General features: G+C 41.7%; 22 protein-coding genes and 1 tRNA gene. 18 read left to right on the top strand and 5 right to left on the bottom strand.

Annotated features, from left to right (window positions below):
- The first annotated feature begins 139 nt into the window (after nucleotides 1-139).
- Nucleotides 140-1,105, top strand: coding sequence for a cation diffusion facilitator family transporter (locus B1202_RS04520; RefSeq protein WP_078189396.1), 966 nt, complete (start codon nucleotides 140-142; stop codon nucleotides 1,103-1,105).
- Nucleotides 1,106-1,130: 25 nt separating this feature from the next.
- Here the strand turns inward: B1202_RS04520 and B1202_RS04515 are convergent, their stop codons facing one another.
- The 4 genes from B1202_RS04515 to B1202_RS04500 all read right to left on the bottom strand — a co-directional run bounded on the left by B1202_RS04515 (nucleotide 1,131) and on the right by B1202_RS04500 (nucleotide 3,764).
- Nucleotides 1,131-1,472: a hypothetical protein gene (locus tag B1202_RS04515; RefSeq protein WP_078189395.1), complete on the bottom strand. Its 342-nt coding sequence runs from the start codon at nucleotides 1,470-1,472 to the stop codon at nucleotides 1,131-1,133.
- A gap of 154 nt (nucleotides 1,473-1,626) precedes the next feature.
- Nucleotides 1,627-1,702: transfer RNA gene (locus B1202_RS04510), tRNA-Glu, on the bottom strand.
- A 91-nt stretch (nucleotides 1,703-1,793) separates the two neighbouring features.
- Nucleotides 1,794-3,302 (bottom strand): glutamate--tRNA ligase, encoded by a 1,509-nt coding sequence (gene gltX / locus B1202_RS04505; protein WP_078189394.1) that lies wholly within the window; start codon nucleotides 3,300-3,302, stop codon nucleotides 1,794-1,796.
- 168 nt (nucleotides 3,303-3,470) lie between these two features.
- Nucleotides 3,471-3,764 carry a hypothetical protein gene (locus B1202_RS04500; protein ID WP_078189393.1) on the bottom strand — a complete coding sequence of 98 codons (294 nt, stop codon included), beginning with the start codon at nucleotides 3,762-3,764 and terminating at the stop codon, nucleotides 3,471-3,473.
- Between the two features lie 381 nt (nucleotides 3,765-4,145).
- Here B1202_RS04500 and B1202_RS04495 point away from each other — a divergent pair, with 381 nt between their 5' ends.
- The 9 genes from B1202_RS04495 to B1202_RS04455 all read left to right on the top strand — a co-directional run bounded on the left by B1202_RS04495 (nucleotide 4,146) and on the right by B1202_RS04455 (nucleotide 14,621).
- Complete coding sequence (locus tag B1202_RS04495) at nucleotides 4,146-5,153, top strand: sulfate ABC transporter substrate-binding protein (protein WP_078189392.1); 1,008 nt, start codon at nucleotides 4,146-4,148, stop codon at nucleotides 5,151-5,153.
- A 248-nt stretch (nucleotides 5,154-5,401) separates the two neighbouring features.
- Nucleotides 5,402-6,418 (top strand): sulfate ABC transporter substrate-binding protein, encoded by a 1,017-nt coding sequence (locus tag B1202_RS04490; RefSeq protein ID WP_078189545.1) that lies wholly within the window; start codon nucleotides 5,402-5,404, stop codon nucleotides 6,416-6,418.
- A gap of 185 nt (nucleotides 6,419-6,603) precedes the next feature.
- On the top strand, nucleotides 6,604-7,515 hold the full coding sequence (gene rsmH / locus B1202_RS04485) for a 16S rRNA (cytosine(1402)-N(4))-methyltransferase RsmH (RefSeq protein WP_078189391.1): 912 nt from the start codon (nucleotides 6,604-6,606) through the stop codon (nucleotides 7,513-7,515).
- 10 nt (nucleotides 7,516-7,525) lie between these two features.
- On the top strand, nucleotides 7,526-7,858 hold the full coding sequence (ftsL, locus tag B1202_RS04480) for a cell division protein FtsL (protein WP_078189390.1): 333 nt from the start codon (nucleotides 7,526-7,528) through the stop codon (nucleotides 7,856-7,858).
- Nucleotides 7,859-7,870: 12 nt separating this feature from the next.
- Nucleotides 7,871-9,697: a penicillin-binding protein PBP3 gene (gene ftsI, locus B1202_RS04475; RefSeq protein WP_078189389.1), complete on the top strand. Its 1,827-nt coding sequence runs from the start codon at nucleotides 7,871-7,873 to the stop codon at nucleotides 9,695-9,697.
- Nucleotides 9,698-9,707: 10 nt separating this feature from the next.
- Nucleotides 9,708-11,204, top strand: coding sequence for a UDP-N-acetylmuramoyl-L-alanyl-D-glutamate--2,6-diaminopimelate ligase (locus B1202_RS04470; RefSeq protein ID WP_078189388.1), 1,497 nt, complete (start codon nucleotides 9,708-9,710; stop codon nucleotides 11,202-11,204).
- A 9-nt stretch (nucleotides 11,205-11,213) separates the two neighbouring features.
- On the top strand, nucleotides 11,214-12,623 hold the full coding sequence (locus B1202_RS04465) for a UDP-N-acetylmuramoyl-tripeptide--D-alanyl-D-alanine ligase (RefSeq protein ID WP_078189387.1): 1,410 nt from the start codon (nucleotides 11,214-11,216) through the stop codon (nucleotides 12,621-12,623).
- Nucleotides 12,623-13,741 carry a phospho-N-acetylmuramoyl-pentapeptide-transferase gene (mraY, locus tag B1202_RS04460; protein WP_078189386.1) on the top strand — a complete coding sequence of 373 codons (1,119 nt, stop codon included), beginning with the start codon at nucleotides 12,623-12,625 and terminating at the stop codon, nucleotides 13,739-13,741. Before B1202_RS04465 ends, mraY begins: the two co-directional genes overlap by 1 nt.
- A gap of 76 nt (nucleotides 13,742-13,817) precedes the next feature.
- Nucleotides 13,818-14,621: a putative RNA methyltransferase gene (locus B1202_RS04455; RefSeq protein ID WP_078189385.1), complete on the top strand. Its 804-nt coding sequence runs from the start codon at nucleotides 13,818-13,820 to the stop codon at nucleotides 14,619-14,621.
- A gap of 55 nt (nucleotides 14,622-14,676) precedes the next feature.
- Here B1202_RS04455 and ponA read toward each other — a convergent pair whose 3' ends face one another.
- Nucleotides 14,677-17,217, bottom strand: a complete 2,541-nt coding sequence (gene ponA, locus B1202_RS04450) for a penicillin-binding protein PBP1a (RefSeq protein WP_078189384.1) — start codon at nucleotides 17,215-17,217, stop codon at nucleotides 14,677-14,679.
- Nucleotides 17,218-17,382: 165 nt separating this feature from the next.
- Here ponA and B1202_RS04445 point away from each other — a divergent pair, with 165 nt between their 5' ends.
- The 8 genes from B1202_RS04445 to B1202_RS04410 all read left to right on the top strand — a co-directional run bounded on the left by B1202_RS04445 (nucleotide 17,383) and on the right by B1202_RS04410 (nucleotide 25,070).
- Nucleotides 17,383-18,441 (top strand): pilus assembly protein PilM, encoded by a 1,059-nt coding sequence (locus B1202_RS04445; protein WP_078189383.1) that lies wholly within the window; start codon nucleotides 17,383-17,385, stop codon nucleotides 18,439-18,441.
- Entirely contained in the window at nucleotides 18,441-19,127 is a 687-nt protein-coding gene (locus B1202_RS04440) for a PilN domain-containing protein (RefSeq protein WP_078189382.1), read from the top strand. Before B1202_RS04445 ends, B1202_RS04440 begins: the two co-directional genes overlap by 1 nt.
- Nucleotides 19,124-19,846 (top strand): type 4a pilus biogenesis protein PilO, encoded by a 723-nt coding sequence (locus B1202_RS04435; protein ID WP_078189381.1) that lies wholly within the window; start codon nucleotides 19,124-19,126, stop codon nucleotides 19,844-19,846. Before B1202_RS04440 ends, B1202_RS04435 begins: the two co-directional genes overlap by 4 nt.
- Nucleotides 19,843-20,370: a pilus assembly protein PilP gene (locus B1202_RS04430; RefSeq protein ID WP_078189380.1), complete on the top strand. Its 528-nt coding sequence runs from the start codon at nucleotides 19,843-19,845 to the stop codon at nucleotides 20,368-20,370. The genes B1202_RS04435 and B1202_RS04430 overlap by 4 nt, the downstream gene beginning before the upstream one ends.
- 61 nt (nucleotides 20,371-20,431) lie before the next feature.
- Entirely contained in the window at nucleotides 20,432-22,543 is a 2,112-nt protein-coding gene (gene pilQ, locus B1202_RS04425; RefSeq protein WP_171262597.1) for a type IV pilus secretin PilQ, read from the top strand.
- Nucleotides 22,544-22,579: 36 nt separating this feature from the next.
- Nucleotides 22,580-23,125 (top strand): shikimate kinase AroK, encoded by a 546-nt coding sequence (gene aroK, locus B1202_RS16575; protein WP_078189378.1) that lies wholly within the window; start codon nucleotides 22,580-22,582, stop codon nucleotides 23,123-23,125.
- Nucleotides 23,126-23,140: 15 nt separating this feature from the next.
- Nucleotides 23,141-24,223, top strand: coding sequence for a 3-dehydroquinate synthase (aroB, locus tag B1202_RS04415; protein WP_078189377.1), 1,083 nt, complete (start codon nucleotides 23,141-23,143; stop codon nucleotides 24,221-24,223).
- Nucleotides 24,224-24,230: 7 nt separating this feature from the next.
- Nucleotides 24,231-25,070: a hypothetical protein gene (locus B1202_RS04410; protein WP_078189376.1), complete on the top strand. Its 840-nt coding sequence runs from the start codon at nucleotides 24,231-24,233 to the stop codon at nucleotides 25,068-25,070.
- Nucleotides 25,071-25,332 lie beyond the last annotated feature (262 nt).

Raw genomic sequence — 25,332 nt, 5'->3', positions numbered from 1 at the left:
AAGAAGATGCTGAAAAAGCAGTTTTTAAGCTTGAAAGTAAAACGTAATACTGAAGGTTGAATGATGTAATTTTATTACGTTTACTGCACCTGTTAAGCTCAAGACTGAAGAACATATAATTTATAAAGGTCAGAAAATAATGAGTGAGCATCATGGGCATGACCACAGCCATGCCGTTGTCACAGAAGGGAATGTCAAAAAATTAAGTTTTGCCTTAGCACTGACCACGACATTTTTGATTATTGAAGTCATTGCTGGTTTTATGACGCAAAGTTTGGCGCTATTGTCAGATGCGGCACATATGTTCACAGATGCCGCAGCCCTTGCCATAGCATTAGTCGCGATCAAAATTGGCAAGCTTCCTGCTGATAATAAACGCACCTTTGGCTATCAGCGTTTTGAGATTTTGGCAGCCTTGTTTAATGCCTTGATGCTATTTGTGGTTGCGATTTATATTTTGTATGAGGCCTATCAGCGCTTTTCAACGCCGCCGGAAATTCAAAGTATGGGCATGATGATTGTGGCCGTCATCGGTCTGATCATTAACTTAATCTCGATGCGTATTTTATTTTCCAGTTCACAAGAAAGCTTGAATGTGAAAGGGGCGTATCTAGAGGTGTTAAGTGATGCCTTGGGTTCGGTCGGTGTGATTATTGGCGCAGCGATTATTTATTTTACCGGCTGGATGTGGGTCGATACGCTAATTGCGGTGCTCATTGGCTTTTGGGTCTTACCAAGGACGTGGATTTTACTCAAACAAAGTATCAATATTTTATTGGAAGGCGTGCCTGAAGAAATCGACATAGAAAAATTACGCAATGATTTATTGGCACTCAAAGGGGTGGAGAGTATTCATCAGTTAAAGGTCTGGGCAATAACGTCAAAGAATGTGCATTTGACGGTTCATCTCTTTGCACCTGAAGCCGATCGTAATGCCTTGTATTTTGAGGCAATTGAAATGTTGCAACATGAGCACGGAATCACGGAGATGACTTTGCAGATCGAAGAAGATGAATGTGTGGTGCACCAACACACCCAAAACTCTGATCATGAACATCATCAAGATGATCACGCGCATTCTCATGATGAATCACATCAGCACTAATGCTGATGTGATTTAAATAGCCTGTTTAGATTTCCCACTCATGATTACATTCGCGGCATTTCCATTTTTTCTGTGATTGCATAAAACCTTGCATTGAGATTTTAAAATCTGGTAGGTCACGGTAGAACATGAAGCCAGCAATCAAACAAGCAATAAATACAACAACAGTCGCAGTTTGTAATGTAGTACCTGCACCGTCACCAAAAATCCACATTGCGATGCTGATAATCACCAATAGTAAAAGAATAAATACCGCAGGGATGAGGATAATCAGGCTTTTAGGCACGACAGGTCGAGCAACAGGCTGACCTGCTTGCGCAAGAGGCATAATTTTAGGGCTTTGACATTTAGGGCAACGGTATTGCATTACAACTCCATAATTTTAATCTATGGTTTATTTTAATCAGAATGACGCAGAAAGCAAAAATACCGTAAATTTATATTAGATAAAATTTAGGCAATAAAAAACCCAAGTCATAATGCTTGGGTTTTTTATAAGATGATTTGCATCACCTTGAATATGGCGTCCCTACGGGGATTCGAACCCCGGTTACCGCCGTGAAAGGGCGATGTCCTAGGCCTCTAGACGATAGGGACAATTTGAGGCAACTTAGAGTTGGTTGACACCATCTCTCGGTATGGGCGCTATATTAGGGGGATAACGCCCATCCGTCAACTAAAAAATCAATTAAGCTTCATCAACTGCATCATTTTTCGGCAGTTTTAGGCTTTCATTGAGTTTTTCCCATGCTTTTGTTTCTTTTTTACTCGGACCGCCCACAATTTCAAGCGCATGACGTAAGCGAGCAAAGGTTAAATCAGGACCAATGGTTACCATCGATTGCATAACCGGTGTCGAAGATGTCGAACCAGCAATAGCAATAAAGAAGGTTGGCATGAAGTCACGAAGTTTAATGTCCATTTGGTTCGCCAAATCCATAAGCGTTTGGCTGACGGTGTCATTGTTCCAAGTGAACATGCTTTCTAGACGCCAAATGGCAAATTGAAGGCTTTGACGAACTTGTTCTTCAGTCAATTTTTTGCTTTCAAACTGTTCTTTGCTGAGTGTTGGGAATTGGTTGAAATAAAAACCTGCCCAATTCACTGCTTCAGACAATAAATTAATACGTGGTTGAATCGCAGCAGCAATTTCTTCCAAGGTATTACGATCAGCTTTCCAAGCCAGTAGGGTATCGAGCAATTGACCCGGTGTTAAACCTTTAATCCATTGACCATTTAACCAGTTTAGCTTTTCAACATCAAAGATTGGACCGCCTAGTGATACACGTTGAATGTCAAAGTGTTCAATCATTTCAGCCAAAGTGAATTTTTCACTTTCATCCGGCATTGACCAGCCCATACGGCCTAAGTAGTTCAATAATGCTTCAGGTAAAACGCCGATGTCTTTGTAGTAGTTAATTGAGGTTGGGTTTTTACGTTTAGACAGTTTTGATTTATCTGGGTTACGTAACAGCGGCATGTGGCAAAGCACAGGCATGTCCCAACCAAAATATTTGTACAATAATTGGTGTTTAGGCGCAGATGGAATCCATTCTTCACCACGAATCACGTGAGTGATTTCCATTAAATGGTCATCAACCACGTTTGCCAAGTGATACGTTGGTAAACCATCGGTTTTCAGTAGAATTTGCATGTCGACTTGCGCCCAAGGAATTTCGACTTCACCACGTAGTAAGTCGTTAAATTTACAAATCCCTTCTTCAGGTACTTTCATACGAATGACATGCGGTTCACCAGCAGCCAAACGCTGTGCCACTTCTTCTGCAGTGTGTTTTAAGCCGCGACCGTCATAACGCGGTGATTCACCACGGGCTTGTTGTTCCGCACGCATTTGATCGAGCTCTTCTGCTGTTGCGAAGCAGTAGAACGCATGGCCTTTTTCAACCAGTTCCAACGCATATTGTTTATAAATGTCCATACGTTCAGATTGGCGGTATGGCGCATGAGGGCCACCCACATCTGGACCTTCTGACCAGTTTAAACCTAACCAACGCAATGAATCTAAAATCATTTTTTCAGATTCTGGTGTAGAGCGCAGTTGGTCTGTATCTTCAATACGAAGAATAAATTCACCGCCATGTTGCTTCGCAAAACATAAGTTAAACAATGCAATATAAGCAGTCCCAACATGCGGGAAACCAGTAGGAGAAGGTGCGATACGAGTACGAACAGTCATAATCAGCTTTTAATCAGAATGTAAATTGGGATCTATTATAACGAAAAAGCCTGATCACTTAATGCTTAATTCAACATTGAATGATCAGGCGTTTTTAGTGTTTTTTAGACGACAGTGGGGGAACTGGTCTAAAACAATAGCTTGGACAGCATCAATATGCTGATGTCGTTATGAGTTGCTACCAGAGAAAATGGCTTGAACAAAACGAGAAAAACTTTGGTTTTGTGATGCAAAGAAACTTTGAGTCGGTGCGGCTTTAATAGACGTAAGTACTTTTAAATTATCGTCTGTACGGCCTTTACCTTCAGACTTTTGCTGATTAATCGCTTTTTCGATCAATGAGGTACGTTCAGCAGGCATCGTAAGTTTGTTATTCGATGCGGTGCTGGTTGCAGCACAAAAAGCAGTCTGTGCAGTAAAGCTTAAACTTAAGCCTAGGCATAGTGCGTATGAAAATTTCATGTCCAAATCTCCCCCTAGTTTTGGTGATGGAACTTTTTATTTGCAAAATAGTTTTAATATTTAGACTACGATTTAACCATCTTTCGTAATTAAAAAGTAGAACTACGTCACAATTTTTACAAAAAAACTAAAAAAGTCTGTACTAGGATTACCTAAATAGACTGTTTTCTCCAGATTTTCGGATGTTTTAGCAAACAACTATGAAGATAGCATGGAGATCGCTTCTGATTGTTGCTGTATTAGCAGAATTAAAGCTTTAAATACGTTATTTTTAGATATCTTTAAAACAGAAATAGATTTGAATTTATATTATAGATAGCTGATTGTTAAAGTTATTTTTGATTTATATAGTGCTCTCAAGATCAATTTGAGTTTGAGCAGATGAAAAAAATAATAGCATCGGGCATTTTCGCTTTGTTGGGTGGGGTAGCGGTACAGGTATATGCCGCAAAAGATTTCTTGAATGTTTCTTATGACCCAACACGTGAGTTTTATCAGGAATATAACCAAGAATTTGGACAATATTGGAAAAAACGTACAGGACAAGAGATTAACTTTAAACAATCTCACGGTGGCTCTGGCAAACAAGCTCGTGCAGTGGCAACAGGTTTGCAGGCAGATGTGGTGACTTTGGCATTGGCCAACGATATTGATGAAATTGTGGCGACCGGACAAATCAATAAAAACTGGCAAAAACAATTTCCACATAATTCTGCACCGTATACCTCAACCATCGTATTTTTGGTGCGTAAGGGCAACCCGAAAAAAATTAAAGATTGGAATGACCTGACCAAACCGGGCGTTGAAATTATTACGCCAAATCCAAAAACAGGTGGGGCACCGCGTTGGATCTATTTATCAGCTTGGGGATATGCTTTAAAACAACCGGGTGGCAATGATGCCAAAGCCAAAGAATTGGTGAAAAAACTCTATAGCAATGTCAAAGTTTTGGATTCAGGCGCACGTGGTTCACTCACGACCTTTGCTGAGCGTGGCATTGGAGATGTCTTACTGTCTTGGGAAAATGAGGCACTGTTAGCGACTCAGGGCTTAGGCAAAGATAAATATGACATTGTTTATCCGTCTATTTCGATTTTAGCCGAGCCTTCGGTGGCTGTAGTAGATAAAACCGTCGACAAGAATGGTAATCGAAATTTGGCGAAAGGATATTTGAACTATTTATATTCGCCTAAGGGTCAAGAGCTGGCAGGTAAATATTTCTTCCGCCCTCGTGATGCAAAAGCCACAGCAAAATACGCTGCTCAATTTCCGAAAGTTCAAACCTTTACCATTGATAAAGTGTTTGGTGGTTGGGCTAAAGCGCAAAAAACACATTTTGTGAATGGTGCGATTTTCGATCAAATTTATAGTGAAAAGAATAAAGAGTAAAACGATCCACCATAATGGGCGTTGTAAAAACGGATAATCTAGATTATCCGTTTTTCGCATATGTAATGCATAAAAATCTATATATAGGGAATAAGTAGATTGTTTTTGTGTATTTTAATATGAAAAACAAACAATTAAATTCGCTGTGTTGGCTGTATTCAGCAAAGGGTCTAAACTTGCTGCAATTGCGATTTATGACTTTATTTCATATATTTAGCAGTATTGAATATAACTTTATGCTGGCTGTTATGAAAACTCAATTTAAGGCGTGGCTCAGTGCTGCGTTGCTTGCCACTGGTGTTGCTTTCTCAGCGTCTGCTCAGGCCGCTGATCGTGAATTTTTAAACGTTTCTTATGATGCGACGCGTGAATTTTATGACGAATTTAATAAGTCATTTGGTGCATATTGGAAAGAGCGTACGGGTAAAACGGTCGCATTTAAACAATCACACGGTGGTTCAGGTAAACAAGCCCGTTCTGTGGTTGACGGTTTAAAAGGTGATGTCGTGACTTTGGCATTGGCCAATGACATCGAAGAAATTGTGAAGTCTGGTCAGATTCAGCCGGGCTGGCAAAAAGAGTTTCCACATAACTCAGCGCCATATACGTCAACGATTGTCTTCATGGTGCGTAAAGGCAACCCGAAACATATTAAAGATTGGTCTGATTTAACCAAACCGGGCGTACAAATTATTACCCCGAACCCGAAAACTGGCGGTCTCCCACGTTGGGTTTACTTGTCAGCTTGGGGTTATGCTTTGAAACAACCGGGTGGTAATGAAGCCAAAGCCAAAGATTTCGTGGGTAAAATGTACCATAACGTAAAAGTGATGGACTCTGCGGCACGTGCATCGATGACTACTTTTGCTGAACGAGGCATCGGTGATGTACTGTTAACTTGGGAAAACGAAGCTTTAGTTACTCAAAAAACTTTGGGTAAAAACAAATTTGATATCGTGTATCCATCGATGTCGATTTTGACTGAGCCTTCAGTGGCAATCGTGGACAAAACTGTCGATAAAAATGGTAATAAATGGTTAGCTCAAGGCTATATCAATTATCTTTATTCTCCATTAGGTCAAGAGATGGCGGCTCGTCATTTCTATCGCCCACGTAATGCAGCAGTTTTAGCAAAATATAAATCACAGTTCCCGCCATTAAAAACATTTACTATTGATGAAGTGTTTGGTGGTTGGGCAAAAGCTCAACAAACACATTTTGTGAATGGTGCGATCTTCGATCAGATCTACAATAACAAGCGCTAATACATCGAAATCTAGGATTTGAGATGTTCAAAGACCTCCTTCGGGAGGTTTTTTAATGGATGGCAAAAAATAAAAACGGTTTTCTCTATGGAAAGTAATATTTCTGTACAAAAAGACGTTTGGAGCTTTGCTAAAACAAGGTAATAATGTGCAGTTACATTTTTAGCTGTGTTGAACGAACCCTTATGTCGCATATTTCTGTATTACTTCATGAAACTGTTGATGCTTTACTGGCAGATCGCAATACAGGAATTTTCGTAGATGGCACATTTGGGCGTGGCGGTCATACACGTTTATTACTGTCTAAATTAGATGAAAATGCACGTGTTTATGCCTTTGATAAAGACCCACAAGCATTGGCCGTTGCAGCAGAATTAGAACAAGAAGATGCGCGTTTTAAAATTATTCACGCCAGTTTTGCCGATTTAAAAGAGGAACTGCGTAGTCGTGGTATCGATTTGGTCGACGGTATAATGGCGGATTTAGGGGTGTCATCTCCGCAGCTAGACCAAGCAGAGCGTGGCTTTAGTTTTATGAAAGATGGCCCACTTGATATGCGTATGGACAATTCACAAGGTCCAACAGCCGCAGAGTGGTTGGTTGATATTGAAGAAGAAGATTTGGCCAATATTATTTTTAAATATGGTGAAGAGCGTTATAGCCGCCGTATTGCCAAAGCAATTAAAGCGGCAGGGTATATTGATACCACAGCTCAATTGGCCGAAATTGTGAAAGTTGCCCACCCGAAATGGGAAAAAAATAAACATGCAGCGACACGAACTTTCCAAGCAATTCGTATTGCTATTAACAAAGAACTCGACGATATTGATATCTTCTTACCTCAAGCGGTGGATATGCTGAAACCTGAAGGCACTCTTGCAGTAATCAGTTTCCACTCTTTAGAGGATCGTTTAATTAAACAATTTATTCAAAAAGAATCTACACTTGCAGAAGACACAGGCTGGGGTTTACCACAAAAACGCGAAGATACCCGCCGCTTAAAAAAAGTGTCACGAATTAAAGCAAGTGAAGAAGAAGTTAAAGCCAATCCACGATCTCGTAGTGCTTGGCTTCGTGTGGCAGAGCGTTTAGCTTAAAAGGCAAAGAATGAAAACCGAAGCAATCGAAAAAAACTCTGATCAATCGCAGTCGAAGAAAATCATTACATACGGCATTTTATTGCTCTTGGTTTTTGTGAGTGCGATTATGGTGGTGTTTCAAGTCTTTGAATATCGCCAAGATTATCGTCAATTGAGTACCTATATGCGTGAAAGGGATGACCTCAACGCAGAATGGGGACGTTTGCTGATCGAACAACAAACTTTCGGTGCAACAGCCCAAATTGGGACACGTGCAGTTACCCAATTACGCATGTATTCGCCTCCTATTGCACAAACCGTTGTTATTTCATTGCCACAAACTCCAGAACAGAAAAAATAGGCTGCCGGTCACATGGTTGAAAAGAGAAACAAACAAACTCCGCGTAAAAAACAGCAGTCTGTTACTGGTCGTACAGCCATTTCGGTGGAGATGTGGCGCTATCACTTGATGTGGGCAGTGGTTTTGCTGTGCTTCATTGCATTGGTGGGGCGGGCTTTTTATGTACAAATCATCAATAAAGACTTTTTACAAAATAAAGCCAATGCCAAAATTTTAAGAACTGAAACCTTAAAAGCCATGCGCGGTGTCATCTATGACCGTCACGGTGTGCCTTTAGCGATTAGTACCCCGATCATGAAAATCGTGATCGATCCACGTGATTATTTTGACAATAAAAAACTCTTTGAAGAAACTACGGCTGAATTGGCTAAAGATCCAAACAACCGTAAGTTAAAACGTCAATTACCCGATAAAAATCTAAGCTTAGATGAACTTGCCGATGCTGTCGGTATGGATCGTGCTGAACTGAAACGCAAAATGAATGAGCGTCCACGTTCACGTTATTTGGTTTTAAAGAAAGAAGTACCGCCGCAACAAGCTGAATTGATCATGAAACGTGACTTTCAGGGCGTATATACTGAGAAAAACTATAAGCGTTATTATCCACAGCCTCAGCCAAACTCACAAATTATTGGCTTAACCAATAGTGAAGGCATGGGTATTGAAGGCTTGGAAATGCAGCTGAATGAACGTCTTTCAGGTGTCGATGGTGCGCAGCAAATTGTCCGTGATAAAAAGGGCAACCGCGTTAAAGACCCTGAGATCGTGAAAGAAGTCGAGTCGGGCGAAAATATCACGCTCAGTATCGATTCACGTTTGCAATACATCATGTACCGTGAGTTGACCGCCGCAGGGGTGGCCAATAATGCACGTTCTGCAACCGCGATTGCCGTGGATGTCAAAACAGGTGAAATTTTGGCGATGACCTCTTGGCCGTCGTACAACCCGAACGATAAAAAAGGCGTTTTAAATAAAGATGCCATGCGTAACCGTGGTGCGATTGACTCCTTTGAGCCAGGTTCAACCATGAAGCCAATGACCGTGGCAATGGCGTTGGAAAGCGGTAAATACACGGCAAATACGGTGGTAAATACCACACCGGGTTCTATGCGTGTTGGGAATCATACTATTCGAGATACGCATAACTATGGTCCTCTGACTTTGGGCGGCATTATTCAAAAATCGTCTAACGTCGGTGTGGCAAAAATCGCTTTATCTCTCCCTTATGAAACATTACCGACGTTCTATCAACGTCTTGGCTTTGGTCAGCGTTCAGCGGTGAAATTCCCCGGTGAAAGTGCTGGTCTGATTTTGCCGAAGAGCAAATGGAATGTGTCAGAAGTAGCAACCATGGCTTATGGTTATGGTCTGAACGCTACAGTACTCCAACTGGCTGATGCATATGCCATGATTGCCAACAAGGGCGTCAAAATGCCACTGAGCTTGTACAAGCTTGAGGAAAAGCCGAAAGGTGAGCAGATGGTTGACCCTAAAATTGCTGATCAAGTGCTTTTAATGATGGAAGCGGTAACCTTGCCGGGTGGTACGGCACGTCAAGCCAATATTCCGGGTTATCGCGTGGCGGGTAAAACTGGTACAGCACATAAATTACGTGCAGACCGTAAAGGCTATTCGACTTCAGAATATCGTGCACTCTTTGCTGGTGTCGCACCGGTGAGTGATCCACGTTTGGCCATGATTGTTGTGGTGGAAAACCCAACAGGTCAGTATTACGGTGGTCTGGTGGCTGCACCCGTTTTCGCTCGTGTAATGCAAGAATCTTTACGTTTAATGAACGTACCTTTAGATAAACCTTTAGACACTCCTAAGATCCAGTAATAGGTGATGAATGAAAATTACGTTTCAAGATCTATACACCGTTGAACAGCCCGCTGAATGGATGACACAATCCTTTCAGGGCTTCAATCTGGATAGTCGCAAAGTTACAGCAGGGCAAATATTTATTGCCCTGACTTCGTTTTCGCAACCTGAAAAAACAGCACAATTTGCACGTACAGCGTTAGAAAATGGTGCGTTGGCAGTTATTTCCGAAACTGATTTGGGCTTGGATCAAAGTGTTGTGATTGCTGATGTGCGTCAATTGATGGGGCAGTGGCAAAAGCAATATTTACAGGCGACTCAACCGGTTCAAGCTGCACGAATTTTGGCAGTGACGGGTACTAATGGTAAAACCACGATCTCACGCTTAATCGCTGAATTACTCATGCTGCAAGGCAAAAAATGTGCAGTGATGGGAACCACTGGAAACGGAATTTTACCGAATTTAGAAGCCTCTTCTCACACCACTTTAGATGCGTTGCATATGCAAAATGCGTTGCATGCCTATGCACTTGAAGGTGCAGAGTTTGCTGCCATTGAGGCAAGTTCGCATGGCTTAGAACAAGGTCGATTAAATGGCTGTGCAATTGAAATTGCCGCTTATAGCAATTTAAGTCGTGACCATTTGGATTATCATAAAACCCTTCAAGCCTATGCTGAAGCGAAATCACGTTTATTTCAGTTTCCATCGCTCAAAGTTGCAGTCATCAATCTCGATGATGAACATGCCGAAGTGATGCTGAATGCTGCACGTCAAAATCCGGCTCAGCCTAAAATTTTGACCTATTCAACGCGTCAGGCTGCGGATTATCAAGTGACGGATATCCAATACAGCTTAACGGGCGCACAATTTAAATTACGTACTGCTCAAGCTGAATTTGTGGTGCAAAGTCCATTATTGGGGCACTTCAATATTGAAAACATTGTGGCGAGCTTAATTTCAGCGGAGCAAGCAGGTTTTGACTTATCTGCCTTGATCGCAACTGCGCCCGAGTTAAAAGGTGCACCGGGTCGTATGCAAGTGATCCGTGATGATGAACGTTTGTTCGTGGTGGATTATGCACATACACCAGATGCCTTGATTCAAGTGTTACAGACCTTAAAGCGTCATGTTTCGCAACAGCTATGGGCGGTGTTTGGCTGTGGTGGTGATCGTGACCGTGGTAAACGTCCATTGATGACTCAAGCGGCATTAAATCATGCAGATGTTGCGTTGATTACCTCGGATAATCCACGTACTGAAAACCCAGAACAAATTTTTGCAGATATGAAGGCTGGTATTGATTTCACTGGAAAAACTGTCCATGAAATCCATGACCGCCGTGAAGCGATTAAATTCGCAGTCAACCATGCGCAAGCGGGTGATATTGTGGTGATTGCTGGTAAAGGCCACGAAAACTATCAAGAAATTGATGGTGTTCGACATTGGTTTGATGATGTGGTGGAAGTGAAATCAGCGATTGATTCACAGCATCACAACACTGACTCGGCTTATCCAGCGCAATAGGAAACAGATATGCATACTTCAACGACCAGTACGGTTCCGTTAGAACCATGGACTGCCGAACAGTTGGTTCAAGCGACACAAGGGCACTGGCATAACAATCAAGCGCCGACAGGTCCTGTGAAACGAATTTTGACCGATTCACGTCATGCAGAGCAAGGCGATGCTTTTCTTGCCCTGAAAGGTGAACGCTTTGATGCACATGACTTCCTTGCTCAAGTGGCTGAAAAGGGTTGTGAAATTGCCATCGTTAGTCATCCGGTCGATGTGGATATTTGTCAGTTGGTGGTTGCAGACACACGTTTGGCGCTTGGACATTTGGGTGCATTTCGTCGTGCCCAAAACCCAGCCTTAAAAGTGATTGCCTTGACAGGAAGCAGTGGTAAAACCACGACCAAAGAGATGCTCGGTAGTATCCTTTCTCGTCTTGCACCAACGTTAATCACGCGCGGTAATTTAAATAATGACCTTGGCGTACCGATGATGTTACTTGAGTTGCGTCTAGAACATCAGTATGCCGTGATGGAGCTTGGTGCCAGTCATAAAGGTGAAATTGATTACACGTCAAATTTGGTACAGCCTCAGGTTGCCGGTATTTTAAATATTGGTACCGCACATATGGGCGAGTTTGGTGGACGTGATGGCATCTGTCGTGCCAAGTCTGAAATTTATGCACATATAGCGAAAACAGGAACTTCGATTGTCCCTGCGGCAGATGATTTTACAGATGCTATTCGTCAAGCGGTGCAAACTGAGCAAGTAATGAGTTTTGGTCAGGGCGGGGATGTCTTTGCGACTGAGACTGAACTTCAGGCTCAATCTTCACGTTTTATCTTAAATACGCCACAAGGTTCGCGTTCTGTTCAACTGCCATTTGCGGGTGAGCATAATGTGCAAAATGCCACTGCTGCCGCAGCTTTCGCGTTGTCGATTGGCGTGAGTTTAGATGACATCGTTGTGGGTCTTGAACATGCAACTGGTGCCAAAGGTCGTCTAAACTTTATTCAACACAAAGATTATTTGTTTATTGATGATACTTACAATGCAAATCCAACCTCAATGCGTGCTGCTGCTGATGTACTTGCGCAGCAAGATGGCATCAAAGTCATGGTCATTGGGGATATTGGTGAATTAGGTTCATCTGCTGCACAGCAGCACTACATGTTGGGACGTGACCTTGTGTCACACTCCGGTCTTCAATTTGTTGTTGCTGTCGGTGAGTTTTCACCTGCTGTGCAAGAAGGCGCGCGCAGTACCCAATATGGTAAAAAATTACAGGCCTTTCTATCTCAAGAACAGGCCTTACCGTTATTAATTAGTCTAGTCAAAACACATCAGCCTCAGTCCATGAGTTTCCTGTTTAAAGGTTCTCGTTATACCCACATGGAAACTTTGATGGCTGACTTGATGGAGAAACTTTAATGCTGTTATGGTTATTTGAGCAGCTTGCGGGTTATCACAGCTCGTTTCAGGTTGTTCGTTATTTAACGCTTCGTTCGCTACTCAGTGTCTTAACGGCATTGGCCATTGGTCTGTTGCTTGGACCTGTGATGATTCGCAAATTGCAAGCTCTCAAATATGGTCAGGCAGTCAGTTCATTTGCACCTGAAAATCATGCCAAAAAAATGGGCACACCAACTATGGGTGGTGTGTTGATTTTACTGTCTATTGGGATTTCAACCTTACTTTGGGCCGATCTTTCAAACCCTTATGTATGGATTGTACTTGGCGTGATGGTGATCTTTGGTGCTGTTGGCTGGGCAGATGACTGGATTAAAATCCGTTATAAAGACAACGCAGGTCTACCTGCGAAGAAGAAATTCTTTTGGACTTCTGTGGCATCTCTAGGCGCCGGTATTGCGCTCTATGTGATTGCGACACAGCAAGCGAATCCTGTACATACCTCAAATATGTTGGATCTACTGATTCCATTCTTTAAAGAAATTAGCATTCCGTTGTCTATTATTCCACTCGGTATCGGCTTTATTGTCTTTACTTATTTGGTGATTAACGGCGCATCTAATGCTGTGAACTTAACCGATGGTTTGGATGGTTTGGCGATTATGCCAATCGTTCTGGTTGCCGCAGGTTTAGGTGTATTTGCTTATCTGGCTGGTGATGTTCGTTTTGCCGATTATTTACATATTCCTTATGTGAAATATGCATCTGAACTTGTCGTGATCTGTGCGGCAATGATCGGTGCTGGCTTAGCATTCTTATGGTTTAATGCGCATCCTGCTCAAGTCTTTATGGGTGATGTTGGTGCTTTATCTCTAGGTGCGATGCTCGGTACGATTGCAGTCATGGTTCGCCAAGAAATCGTTTTTGCCATTATGGGCGGTGTCTTTGTGGTTGAAGCTATTTCTGTCTTCTTGCAAATTGGCTCGCTGCGTATGCGGAATAAACGCGTATTCTTAATGGCACCGCTGCACCATCACTATGAGAAAAAGGGATGGCGTGAAACTCAGGTGGTGATTCGTTTCTGGATTATCACAATTATGCTGGTAGTTTTGGGTCTAATGACTTTAAAATTACGTTAAGCAAATAAATAAACGAAACCGGCATTTGCTCCCACAGATGCCGGTTTTTTTATTTCTAAATATAGTGGAGTAAATGATGAACCTGTTGATGTGTCCTGTATGCCGTGAAGCATTAAAACTCACAGAGCGGACATGGCGCTGTGAAAATAATCATAGCTATGATGTTGCAAAACAAGGCTATGTCAATTTACATGTGGTTCAACATAAACACAGTAAAAACCCGGGCGATACGCCTGAATCTGTACAGGCGCGTCGAGCATTTTTGAGCGCAGGTCACTATGCACCTTTGCAACAGGCAGTGGTGGTTTTGATTCAAAAATTACGGGTTGAAAACTTGTTGGATATTGGTTGTGGTGAAGGCTATTACACCGATGCGATGCAAGCTGAAGTACTACAGTGTGTGGGTGTCGATATTGCTAAAAATGCAGTACAAGTGGCCGCTAAACTGAATAAAGAAGTGACTTGGGTGGTAGGAACAGGGGCGACTTTGCCTGTGTTAGATCACTCAATTGACTTGTGTACGAGTTTATTTAGTCCTATTCCCAAAGAAGAAATCCTTCGCGTTTTAAAGCCTGAGGGGCACTTGATGGTGGTTACACCTGCACCAGAGCATCTTTATGCAATGCGTGAAGCTTTGTTTGAAGAAGTAAAACCCCATGAACCGCATAAATTTGTGGAACAACTGGCGAATGATTTTGAATTGGAAAGTGAACAAGTGGTTCAAGCGAACATGTCACTTTCTCAGCAGGATCTCAAAAACTTAATTGCAATGACGCCTTATGCCTATAAAGTGAAAGCTGAGCGTCGAGAAGCTCTAGAAAAAAATGAACAATTTGAGTTGCAAGCACAGTATCAAATTTATCTCTTTAAAAAGAAATAATGCATTGGAAGTGATAAAAAAAGCCCTCGTTTGAGGGCTTTTTTATGCAACTTATTTACTGAACTTGATCGATGAGATGATCAAGTGCGTCCGTTTTATGCTCTGCACCTTGTGGTTTAGGCTGCATCGGCGGAGGCGCAGTTCGAGTCGGTGCAAGATTGGTTTCAGTAGACCCAGGAAGGTCGTCAAAATCATTTTGCGAAGCCTGCGGCTTCGGTGCAACAGGCGCAGGACGATACAGCGGTTGAGCCATCGGTGGTGTTGCTGCACGATCTTGTTCAGGTTGACCTTGAGTCGCTTTAGCCGAATTACGGTTGATTGGATTCTTGGCATGAGTATCTAAACGAACCCAAGCTTCAGGTGTGCCTTTGAGGGATTTCGCCATAAAATCTGACCAAATCGGCAGTGCTGCAACACCACCATATTCACGACGACCTAAGGTAGAGGGTTGGTCAAAACCGACCCAAGCCACAGTGACCAATTTTCCATTAAATCCAGCAAACCACGCGTCTTTTGCATCATTGGTTGTACCGGTTTTACCACCTAAATCGCCGCGACCAATTTTTAAAGCCGCTCGACCTGTACCGTGTTGGATCACGTCACGCAAGATGTTCGCCATATCAAAGGCCGAACTCGACTTCAAAATCCGCTGAGCTTGCTTATAGTTTGCTGCTTCCGTATCGGAAATTTTCGATTCAGCAGGTTTGTTATCTTGATTGGTGACTTCAATCACTTCATCATCCGGCGTGGTCGGATCTGCAGATTCAACTTCGTCCTTTTGATTGATACATTGAATACATGCATATTCAGGATTGGCTTGATAAATCACTTTGCCATAAGCATCTTCAATACGGCTAATAAAATGGGGTTGAATACGATATCCACCGTTGGCAAATGTCGCATAACCGGTCGCCATTTGAATCGGCAACACCTGTGGGGTACCTAAAGCAATGGTGTAGTTACGTGGAATTTGGTTTTCTTGTAAGCCAAAATCCATAAATAATTGGCGAGTACGTTCAATTCCGACGACTTGTAATAAGCGAACTGAAACTGTGTTACGTGATAAATATAGGGCACGGCGTAGAGGAATCATCCCCAAATAACGACCGTCAGAGTTTTTAGGCGTCCATTTGCCAATGGTAATCGGATTGTCATTGACCATGGAATACGGAGTCATGCCACGTTCAAGTGCTAAAGCATAAACAAAGGGTTTAATGGTTGAACCCGGCTGACGCCAGCCTTGTAGAGCACGGTTAAATTTAGATTGATAAAAATTATAACCACCCACAATGGCTTCAATTCCACCATTGTTGGGATTAAGTGCAATTAATTGACCTTGCGCTTTTGGAATTTGTACCAAAGCCCATGAGCTTTTATCCGCATTCGGACGTAGGCGAATAATATCTTTTACTTTTACAATTTGAGAGGCTTTGCTTGGCGCATTGCCTACACTATTGGCATTGCGATAGGGGCGTGCCCAAGACAGACCTGACCATGGAACTGTCACACTACTGCCGTCTTGCATCAACACTTCGATACTGGTGTTGTTAACTTTAGTGACTTCGGCAGGATAGGTGTTGGCATATGGAATAAAGTTTTTTAAGGGTTCATCATGTGCTTCTGCACCACGCCAACCATGTCGTCTATCGTAAGCTTCGAGACCTTCTTGTACAGCCTGCTCAGCATAGGCTTGGCGTTGGCTGTTGATGGTGGTATAGACTTTATAGCCAGAATCAGTCGCTTGTTCGCCAAATTTTTCTACGAGCTCGGAGCGAACCATTTCCCCGACGTAGGGGAATTTGTTACTGACCCCGCGGTCAGGCATATCGAGATTAATCGGTTCAGCAATCGCTTTTTGATATTCAGATTGATTGATATAACCCAATTGCAACATACGGCCTAAAATCCAATTACGACGCTCTAAAGCACGTTTTGGGTTGGCTACAGGATTATATTTTGAAGGTGCTTTGGGTAAGCCTGAAATCATTGCCATTTGAGCCAAACTCAAATCTTGCAAGCTCTTGTTATAATAAATTTTTGCGGCTGCTGCGATCCCGTAGGCATTTTTGCCCAAAAAGATTTTGTTGACATACAGCGTTAAAATTTCTTCTTTACTTAGATTTTGTTCAATTTTTCGAGCAAGGAAAACTTCGGTCAGTTTACGTTTTAAAGTACGCTCTGGAGTCAGATAATAGTTTTTTGCAACCTGCATGGTAATGGTTGAACCACCGGTTTGCACATCTGAGCCCGTAATACTTTCACTGACGGCACGCCCCAATCCTTTGAAACTAATTCCGCTGTGTTCAAAAAACGAAGAATCTTCCGCAGCTAAAAAGCCATGAATGAAATGAGACGGGATTTGGTCGTACTCTACAGGGACCGAAAGTTTGCCACCATATTCTGCAATCAGCTCATTATCAGCACTATAAACCTGTAATGGTTTTAATAATGGAGCCTTTTTTAAGATGGACATTTCAGGCAAAGACGGGGCAATATAGAGATACATGCCATAGAAACCCATTGGAATTGCGACCAAAATAATAATAATGGCCAAAAAAAATGGATGAACAAGGCCTGAACAAGATAGCTTTTTCATAACAAGTAAGTTTTAATAAGAGCTAATGGCAAACTAATTGGTGGTCAGTATATCCTTTCGATATACGGATTGTTAGATGAGTTATTGTATCTGTATAAAATTATAGACCAATGCTAATTAGTGGGTTAATTTTTTTGGGGATAAAAAAATAATAGGAATTATATTGTGCTCAGGTTATATCGTAAGCCAAATAAGGGGTTAATAGGAGTAGATATTAGTTCGACTTCTGTTAAGGTTTTGGAACTTTCTGTAAAGAGTGGGCGGTATTGGGTAGAAAGCTATGCTTTGGTCCCATTACCAGAAGGAAGTGTTGTTGAAAAGAACATATTGAATCCGGAAGCTGTCGGTGACTGTTTAGAGCGCGCAATTAATTTGGCCAATACACAGACGACCAATGCAGCTTTGGCAGTTCCAACGTCGATGGTGATTACAAAAATCATCGAAATGGATGCAGATATGAACGATGATGAACGTGAAATTCAGATTCGTGATGATGCTGAGCAATATATTCCGTTCCCACTTGATGAAGCGAGCCTTGATTTTGAGGTCTTGCCAGATCGTCTATCCAATCCAAATCGTGTCAATGTTCTACTTGTCGCTACGCGTATTGAAAATGTCGAAGCGCGTGCGGAAGTTATTCAGCTTGCGGGTCTGACACCAAAAATTGGCGATGTAGAAAGCTTTGCAATTGAAAATGCATTTAAAGTTTTCTCAGATACTTTGCCAATGGGTGTGAATACCGTGGGTATTTTAGATATTGGTCATAGTATGACGACCTTATCTGTTATGCAGAATAACAAAGTGATTTATACCCGTGAGCAAGTGTTTGGTGGCAAACAATTGACGCAGGAAATTCAAAATCGCTATGCATTGTCTTTCGAAGAAGCGGGTCGTGCGAAAAAAACACGTGCTTTGCCAGATGATTATGATGTTGAAGTCTTAGAACCTTTCTTAGAAGCTGTCGTTCAACAAGCAGCGCGTTCTTTACAGTTCTTCTTTTCATCTTCACAGTTCAACGAAATTGACCATATTTTATTGGCAGGGGGGAATGCCAATATTCCGGGGCTTGCAAAACTACTTCAACAAAAATTGGGTTACCGCGTCACGATTGCCAATCCATTCTTACAAATGGGTTTTTCACCTCAAATTGATATTAAAAAAATTGAAAATGATGCCTCATCACTCATGGTGGCATGCGGTCTAGCATTGAGGAGTTTTGATTAATGGCAAAAATTAACTTGCTCCCTTGGCGTGATGAGCTAAGAGAGAAACGAAAAAAAGAATTTATTGCACTTTGTATTGGGGCTTTCTTAATTGGGGTAATTGGGGTTGGCTTAACATGGTTGTACTTTGATCACAAATTAAAAGATCAAGAACAAGCGAACCAATTGATTATCAGTCATAACCAAAATTTAGATGTTCAATTAAAGTCTTTGGATGGTTTGCAAGAACAACGTAATGCCATTATTGAACGCATGAAGCTGATTCAAGGCTTACAAGGTCAACGTCCAATCGCAGTACATCTTGTAGATGAATTGGTTCGTGTGACTCCAGCTAATATGTACATCACAAAATTTGAGCGTAATGGCGACAAATTTATGATCGAAGGGCGTGCGGAAAGTCCAAATACTGTTGCCGATTTACTGCGTAATTTGGAAGCATCACCTTGGTATCGTAATGCCTTCATGAGCTCATTCCTTGTGGCTGAAGAGAAAAAAGACAAAGCGCCAACGTCAGTGGTTCCTCGCGTAGAAGAATCTTATGGTGCATTTACTGTGACTGCTGATTTGGAGCAAATTGCGCAGCCGACCATTAATGATCCAGCAGCAAATGCAGGACAGTCAGCTTCATCGGCGCAAACATCTGACGCACAAACTGCAGCAACACCAACTCCGGAGGCTGCAAAATGAGTCGTGATGAATTTGAACAATTGAATCAAGATGCTGTTGTCATTCCGAAAAAGAAAATGACTTTTGATAAGTTTGTACAGCAGTTCAATACCTTAGATCCGAATAACTATGGTAGTTGGCCAATTTCAGTCAAAATTACCTGCTGGATTTTTATTATTATCCTTGTGGCAATTTTGGGTTATTTCTTGGCGATTAAAGGCAAGATTGAAGCTATTTCAAGTGCCAATGCACAAGAACAAAATTTGTTGAATGAATTTCGTGAAAAAGATTCAAAACTACGTAATTTGCAACAATATCAATTGCAGTTGCAGGATATGGAAGCACGTTTTAATCAACAATTAGAACAATTGCCGAAAGAAACTGAAATTCCAGGTTTGGTTGAAGATATCAACTTAACAGGCGTGAATTCTGGATTGAAATTTAAAATTATTCGTCTTGAGCCTGAAGTGAAGCAAGAGTTCTTTACGGAACAGCCAATTCATATCGAAGCAACAGGTGATTACCATGCCTTTGGTTCATTTGTAAGTGGTATTGCGGGGCTTTCACGGATTGTGACTTTGCATAATTTAACGATTACAGCAACTGAAAATAAAGAAAAGAACTCAGATATTCCAAAAATTGATTATGTCATTTCTGCGAAAACATATCGTTACGAAGGAAATACTGAAAGTGCTGCGAAAGCTGCAGATTCAGCAAGCACACAGGAGGCTCCAAAATGAAAATGAATAAATTGGCACTTTCTGTGATGGTTGGATTTGTATTAGCAGGTTGCGAATCACGTATTGATGTGGTCAATCAAGAGATGGCAAATATACGCAATCAAGCGCCACTAGCGATTGAACCTGCGCCAGATTTTGTGCCTGTCGAGACTTTTAATTATGCAGCGCATTCTTTAAAAAGTCCGTTCTTGCCAAGTTCATTGGCAGCAGAACTTAAAATCATGGCAGGTAAGCGTGTTTATCCAAACTTGAGTCGTCAGCTTCAACCTTTAGAGAGTTATGCACTCGAAACCCTGAATATGAAGGGGAGTATGCGTAACCAATCTGGGCAAATTTTAGCCTTGATTCAGACGCCGGATGGTGAGGTTGAACGTATTCAACGTGGAAGTTATATGGGGCTCAATCATGGTCGAGTGGTAAATATTACCTCGACTCAAATTGATTTGATTGAGATTATTCCAGATGGGCGAGAAGGATATGTAGAGCGTCCTAGAAGTCTCATATTAATTGGACCAGCACCTTAAGCTTAAAGGAATAAAAATGAAGAATAGTGTACAAGATTTTATTTTTGGGGATGGCAATACAATGAATCATGTGTTTCGTCAGTTTTCGATGGGGGCTGTTGCAATGGCGATGATGCAAGTTGCCAATGCTCAGGTGAGTGTAACCAATGTGGTACCAATGCAAATTCCAGGTCAAGGGACTGAAATTCGCGTGATGTTTAATGGCTTGCCGCCGCAACCACAAGCTTATCAACTCGATCAACCATCACGACTGGTTTTAGACTTTGATAAAGCACAGCAAAATTTAAAACAAAGTTCAATTCCTGTTGCAACGGCTGAAGCGACCACTGTGGATGTGAGTTCGGATGCACAACGTGCACGCTTAACTGTGAATTTAGCCAATGCAGGTGCATTTACCACGCGTGTTGAAGGTAATACCTTCATTCTAAAAATTAATTCTGCACAATCTGCAAGTTATGTACAGCCTACAGCACAACGTCAGCAACAGGGCATCTCAAATATTGGTTTCCACCGGGGTTCTAATGGTGAAGGTCAAGTCGTTGTAGATTTACTGGGTGGAAATACCCCCGTTGATGTTCAACAACAAGGCAGTAAAGTGGTGATCCGTACTTTAGGCAATAAAGTACCTGCACATTTGACGCGCCGTTTAAATGTCAATGATTTTGCAACACCTGTTGCTACGGTGGATGCACATAATGATGGCGGTAATGGGGTAATTACCATTCAGTCGACGGGTAGCTATGAATATATGGCGTATCAAACGGATAATAAATTAACAGTGAGTTTGAAGCGTCCGGAAGATAAAAATCCATTACGTCCTAAAGCCGCAAATCATTATACCGGTAAGAAGATTTCTTTAGACTTCCAAGACATTGAAGTACGTCGTGTGCTACAACTTTTGGCTGATTTTACCGAAATCAATATGGTTGCTGCTGATACCGTACAGGGGAATATTACACTTCGTTTGAAAGATGTACCTTGGGATCAAGCACTAGATATCGTGTTGAAAACAAAAAACTTGGATAAACGTCGAAACGGTAATGTGATTTGGATCGCACCTGTTTCTGAGTTGATTAAAGCGGAAGAAGAAGAAGCTAAAGCCTTACGTCAAAGTATGAAGTTGGCACCATTACAGACTGAATATTTAACGTTGAGTTATGCGAAAGCAGCGGATATTGAGAAACTGATTACGCAGTCTAAAACAGCAGGGAACAGTGGTTCGTCTAATAGTAATAATGCTGATGAGGACCGTGGTAACTTATTAAGTCCACGTGGCACAATTTCTGCAGATACGCGAACAAATACACTGATTATCAATGATACCGCGCAAAACATTGATCAAATTCGTAAAATGGTGGATTTGCTAGATGTATCAGTCAAGCAAGTCATGGTTGAAGCACGGATTGTAAAAGCTTCTACCGACTTTACCAAAGAAATGGGTGTGAAATGGGGTCTCTTATCTCAAGGGATTAACCAAAATGACCATTTATTGGTGGGTGGTAGTGATACCACACTTTGGGACTTAAAAACTCCGGATGATGATGGGAAATATACCATTCAACGTCCAAGTAACTTAAATGTAGACTTAGGTGTGACTACTGCAGGTGCGAGTCGAATTGCTTTTGGCTTGATTAGTCTTTCTGATTTTATGTTGGATTTAGAGCTTTCTGCTTTACAAGCGGATGGTTATGGTGAAGTCATTTCTACACCAAAAGTACTGACAGCGGATAAACAACCCGCCAAAGTTGCATCAGGTCAAGAAATTCCGTATCAAACCATAACGGGTACCGGTTCAAATGCGACTTCTTCTACCGAGTTTAAAGAAGCTTTATTAAGTCTGGATGTCACACCGAGCATCACTCCAGATGGTAAAGTGCAAATGAAGCTGAATATTAAGAGCGACTCACCAGCAGGGTATGCCAATAATGGTGAAGTTATCCTGAATAAAAATGAAATTAATACCGATGTACTAGTCAATAATGGTGAAACTGTTGTACTTGGTGGTATTTTTAATCAGGAAACACAAAGTAAGCAAACTAAAGTACCATTCTTAGGGGATATTCCTTATGTGGGGCGCTTATTCCGTAAGGATATGAAAAGCGATGCAAAAAATGAGTTGCTGATTTTTGTTACTCCGCGAATTGTTAATGACAGTGTTACCAGAAATCATTAATATATTTTCAATTTAACAAAAGAAATAGGTGACTCCTTGCCAAGCAAAGAGTTTGAAACCCTACCAAATATCTATTTGGTAGGGCCAATGGGGGCAGGAAAAACAACCGTAGGGCGACATTTAGCAGAATTGTTAGGACGTGAATTTCTAGACAGTGATCATGAAATAGAGCGTAAAACAGGTGCGACTATTCCTTGGATTTTTGAAAAAGAAGGGGAAAAAGGCTTTAGAAGTCGTGAAACGAATGTCATTGATGAGTTAACTGCAAAAAAACAACTGGTCTTGGCGACTGGCGGTGGTGCAGTGACTCAGCCCCCAAATCGTGAATTTTTAAAACAACGTGGTATTGTTGTTTATCTATATACTCCGGTGGAAATTCAGTTACAACGAACCTACCGCGACAAAAATCGTCCACTGCTTCAAGTGGAAAATCCAGAGCAAAAGCTACGAGATTTATTGGCTGCCCGTGATCCTCTTTATCGCGAAGTTGCGCACTATATTATTGAAACCAATCAAGGTGCTGCGAGAGATCTTGCGCAAAAAATTTTTAATTTAATTGTTTCACAAAATATATCCCGTTAGAAAAAGGTTAAATTCATGCAAACCTTACATGTTGAACTTGGTGATCGTCGCTACCCTATTTTTATTGGTAGTGACCTCAATCCACAAACTTTACTTGAGCCTTATATTCAGGGTAAACAAGTGATGATTGTCTCTAATACCACAGTTGCTCCGCTCTATTTAAAACATTATGTGGATGCAATTGAGGCATTAGGGAAAACCGTTGCAACATGTATTTTGCCTGATGGTGAAAAGTATAAAAATTTAGAGCATTTGAATTTAATTTTTGATGCCTTGCTCGAAGCAGGCTTTAACCGCGATTGTACGGTTTTGGCATTAGGTGGGGGGGTCATTGGGGATATGACCGGTTTTGCCTCTGCATGCTATCAACGTGGTGTGTATTTTATTCAAGTGCCGACGACTTTGCTTTCTCAAGTGGATTCCAGTGTCGGTGGCAAAACCGGGATTAACCATCCACTGGGTAAAAACATGATTGGTGCCTTCCAGCAACCCCAAGTGGTTCTTGCGGATATGGCGCAATTAAAAACTTTGCCGGCACGTGAACTTTCTGCAGGTTTGGCTGAAGTGATCAAATATGCATTGTTGGGTGATGTTGAATTATTAACTTGGCTTGAGCAACATATGGATGCATTGGTTGCAGGTGATGCAACTTTGTTGGCTGAAGCAGTATATCGTTCATGCGCTCATAAAGCGCGTATTGTGGCCAATGACGAAAAAGAACAAGGTGAACGTGCGTTATTAAACCTGGGTCATACCTTTGGTCATGCGATTGAATCGTACTTGGGATATGGTGAATGGTTGCATGGTGAAGCCGTTGCAACAGGTATGGTGATGGCGGCAGATTTGTCCCAGCGTATGGGCTGGATCACTGCTGAAGATTTAGAACGTACAAAAAAAATCATTTTACGTGCACAATTACCGATAGTTTGCCCTAAAATTCCGCTAGAGGAATTTTTGGCGTATATGTCCCATGATAAAAAAGTATTGAATGGGCAATTACGACTTATTTTACTGAAATCATTAGGTCAGGCCATCATCACCAAAGAGTTTGATGTTGAGTTAATGAAACAGGCAATTTTGGCAAATCAGGCAGAGTAGGTACATCATGGCAGCGCGGCAGTCTCAATGGCAAAAAGTTCATCACTACGCATGGTTGGTGGGTGGAGCTGTGTGTCTGTTCGCTGCATTGGTTTTCTGGGCGATTACAGATACCAAAGAATTGGTTGAAGTTGCAAAGCAAGCTGAAACCGAAGTGGATTTGCAAATTCAGCCAGAGAAAGTGGCAGCAATGTCCCATCTTGGTGCATTAAATGAAGAAGTGCGTCCGCTGGATATGACAACCCGTGTGGTTGCTACAGCTCAACATGAGCCAGAATTTCGCGGCACTAAATTTATTAATGACTCTGCCAAGCTTTATGGTGTTGAATTATTTCGGGTTTCTGAAGAAGATATTTTAAAAAGCTTCTTACGCAAGCAGCCTGAGCGTCACAAATTTATTTATCTTCGTCTTTCAGGTGAAGACCATCCTGAGCAATACGTCATTTTAACTGGACCATATTCGTCGCAAAATGATGCCAAAGCTGCAATGTCGAGCCTCAACATCGCTTTGCCTGCTTCAATCAAACCTGAGGTTGTTGAATTTAAACAATATCAAGCATATGTGAATGACTTAGGCACGGAAGAAATGTCGTCGAGTCAAAAGTTATATGCTGTTAAATTAAAATCTGTGCCTTTACCGAAAATTGATGAAGCTCAAATCGCCGCACGAAAAGCAGCGGCTGCAGCGACGGTAACAACACCAACTAATGCAACGACAAGTACTACGGTGACTCGTCGTGATGCGGAAGGGAATGTGATTGATGTGCAAAAATCACAAAGTAGTGTAGATGCACCACGTCCAAAACCTGCACCGGTAGAACAAGAAGTAACCGATCCATTTAATTAGTTCTAAAATAGCGCAAGACCTCTTAGGAAAAGTCTAAACTGCACAGAAAAAGTGCATAAAATTAAAAAAGAACAATTTGAATTATTTGTTATAACTAAAAAATGCTTGTAATCAGCCATCTTAGGAGAAAATGCATCAAGTTGGCATACAAATTGCTTAATTGGTGCGTAAATTGAACTTTTCTCCCTGTTTTGGCGCGAAAATGATTCGATAAAAGTGCGAAGTCATTAATCCAGTCGTTATCCCTGATCTGAACTGCAAA

Origin of the sequence: Acinetobacter amyesii, from assembly GCF_002018365.1 — a bacterium.
GTDB classification, from domain to species: domain Bacteria; phylum Pseudomonadota; class Gammaproteobacteria; order Pseudomonadales; family Moraxellaceae; genus Acinetobacter; species Acinetobacter amyesii.
Note: the sequence above shows the minus strand (reverse complement) of the source record. Positions and strands in the feature narration are given on the sequence as shown.

Excerpts from the sequence above, each read along its gene's own strand:
- B1202_RS04520 (WP_078189396.1), top strand. The coding sequence starts at position 140 with ATGAGTGAGCATCATGGGCATGACCACAGCCATGCCGTTGTCACAGAA.
- B1202_RS04515 (WP_078189395.1), bottom strand. The coding sequence starts at position 1,472 with ATGCAATACCGTTGCCCTAAATGTCAAAGCCCTAAAATTATGCCTCTT.
- gltX (WP_078189394.1), bottom strand. The coding sequence starts at position 3,302 with ATGACTGTTCGTACTCGTATCGCACCTTCTCCTACTGGTTTCCCGCAT.
- B1202_RS04500 (WP_078189393.1), bottom strand. The coding sequence starts at position 3,764 with ATGAAATTTTCATACGCACTATGCCTAGGCTTAAGTTTAAGCTTTACT.
- B1202_RS04495 (WP_078189392.1), top strand. The coding sequence starts at position 4,146 with ATGAAAAAAATAATAGCATCGGGCATTTTCGCTTTGTTGGGTGGGGTA.
- B1202_RS04490 (WP_078189545.1), top strand. The coding sequence starts at position 5,402 with ATGAAAACTCAATTTAAGGCGTGGCTCAGTGCTGCGTTGCTTGCCACT.
- rsmH (WP_078189391.1), top strand. The coding sequence starts at position 6,604 with ATGTCGCATATTTCTGTATTACTTCATGAAACTGTTGATGCTTTACTG.
- ftsL (WP_078189390.1), top strand. The coding sequence starts at position 7,526 with ATGAAAACCGAAGCAATCGAAAAAAACTCTGATCAATCGCAGTCGAAG.
- ftsI (WP_078189389.1), top strand. The coding sequence starts at position 7,871 with ATGGTTGAAAAGAGAAACAAACAAACTCCGCGTAAAAAACAGCAGTCT.
- B1202_RS04470 (WP_078189388.1), top strand. The coding sequence starts at position 9,708 with ATGAAAATTACGTTTCAAGATCTATACACCGTTGAACAGCCCGCTGAA.
- B1202_RS04465 (WP_078189387.1), top strand. The coding sequence starts at position 11,214 with ATGCATACTTCAACGACCAGTACGGTTCCGTTAGAACCATGGACTGCC.
- mraY (WP_078189386.1), top strand. The coding sequence starts at position 12,623 with ATGCTGTTATGGTTATTTGAGCAGCTTGCGGGTTATCACAGCTCGTTT.
- B1202_RS04455 (WP_078189385.1), top strand. The coding sequence starts at position 13,818 with ATGAACCTGTTGATGTGTCCTGTATGCCGTGAAGCATTAAAACTCACA.
- ponA (WP_078189384.1), bottom strand. The coding sequence starts at position 17,217 with ATGAAAAAGCTATCTTGTTCAGGCCTTGTTCATCCATTTTTTTTGGCC.
- B1202_RS04440 (WP_078189382.1), top strand. The coding sequence starts at position 18,441 with ATGGCAAAAATTAACTTGCTCCCTTGGCGTGATGAGCTAAGAGAGAAA.
- B1202_RS04435 (WP_078189381.1), top strand. The coding sequence starts at position 19,124 with ATGAGTCGTGATGAATTTGAACAATTGAATCAAGATGCTGTTGTCATT.
- B1202_RS04430 (WP_078189380.1), top strand. The coding sequence starts at position 19,843 with ATGAAAATGAATAAATTGGCACTTTCTGTGATGGTTGGATTTGTATTA.
- pilQ (WP_171262597.1), top strand. The coding sequence starts at position 20,432 with ATGAATCATGTGTTTCGTCAGTTTTCGATGGGGGCTGTTGCAATGGCG.
- aroB (WP_078189377.1), top strand. The coding sequence starts at position 23,141 with ATGCAAACCTTACATGTTGAACTTGGTGATCGTCGCTACCCTATTTTT.
- B1202_RS04410 (WP_078189376.1), top strand. The coding sequence starts at position 24,231 with ATGGCAGCGCGGCAGTCTCAATGGCAAAAAGTTCATCACTACGCATGG.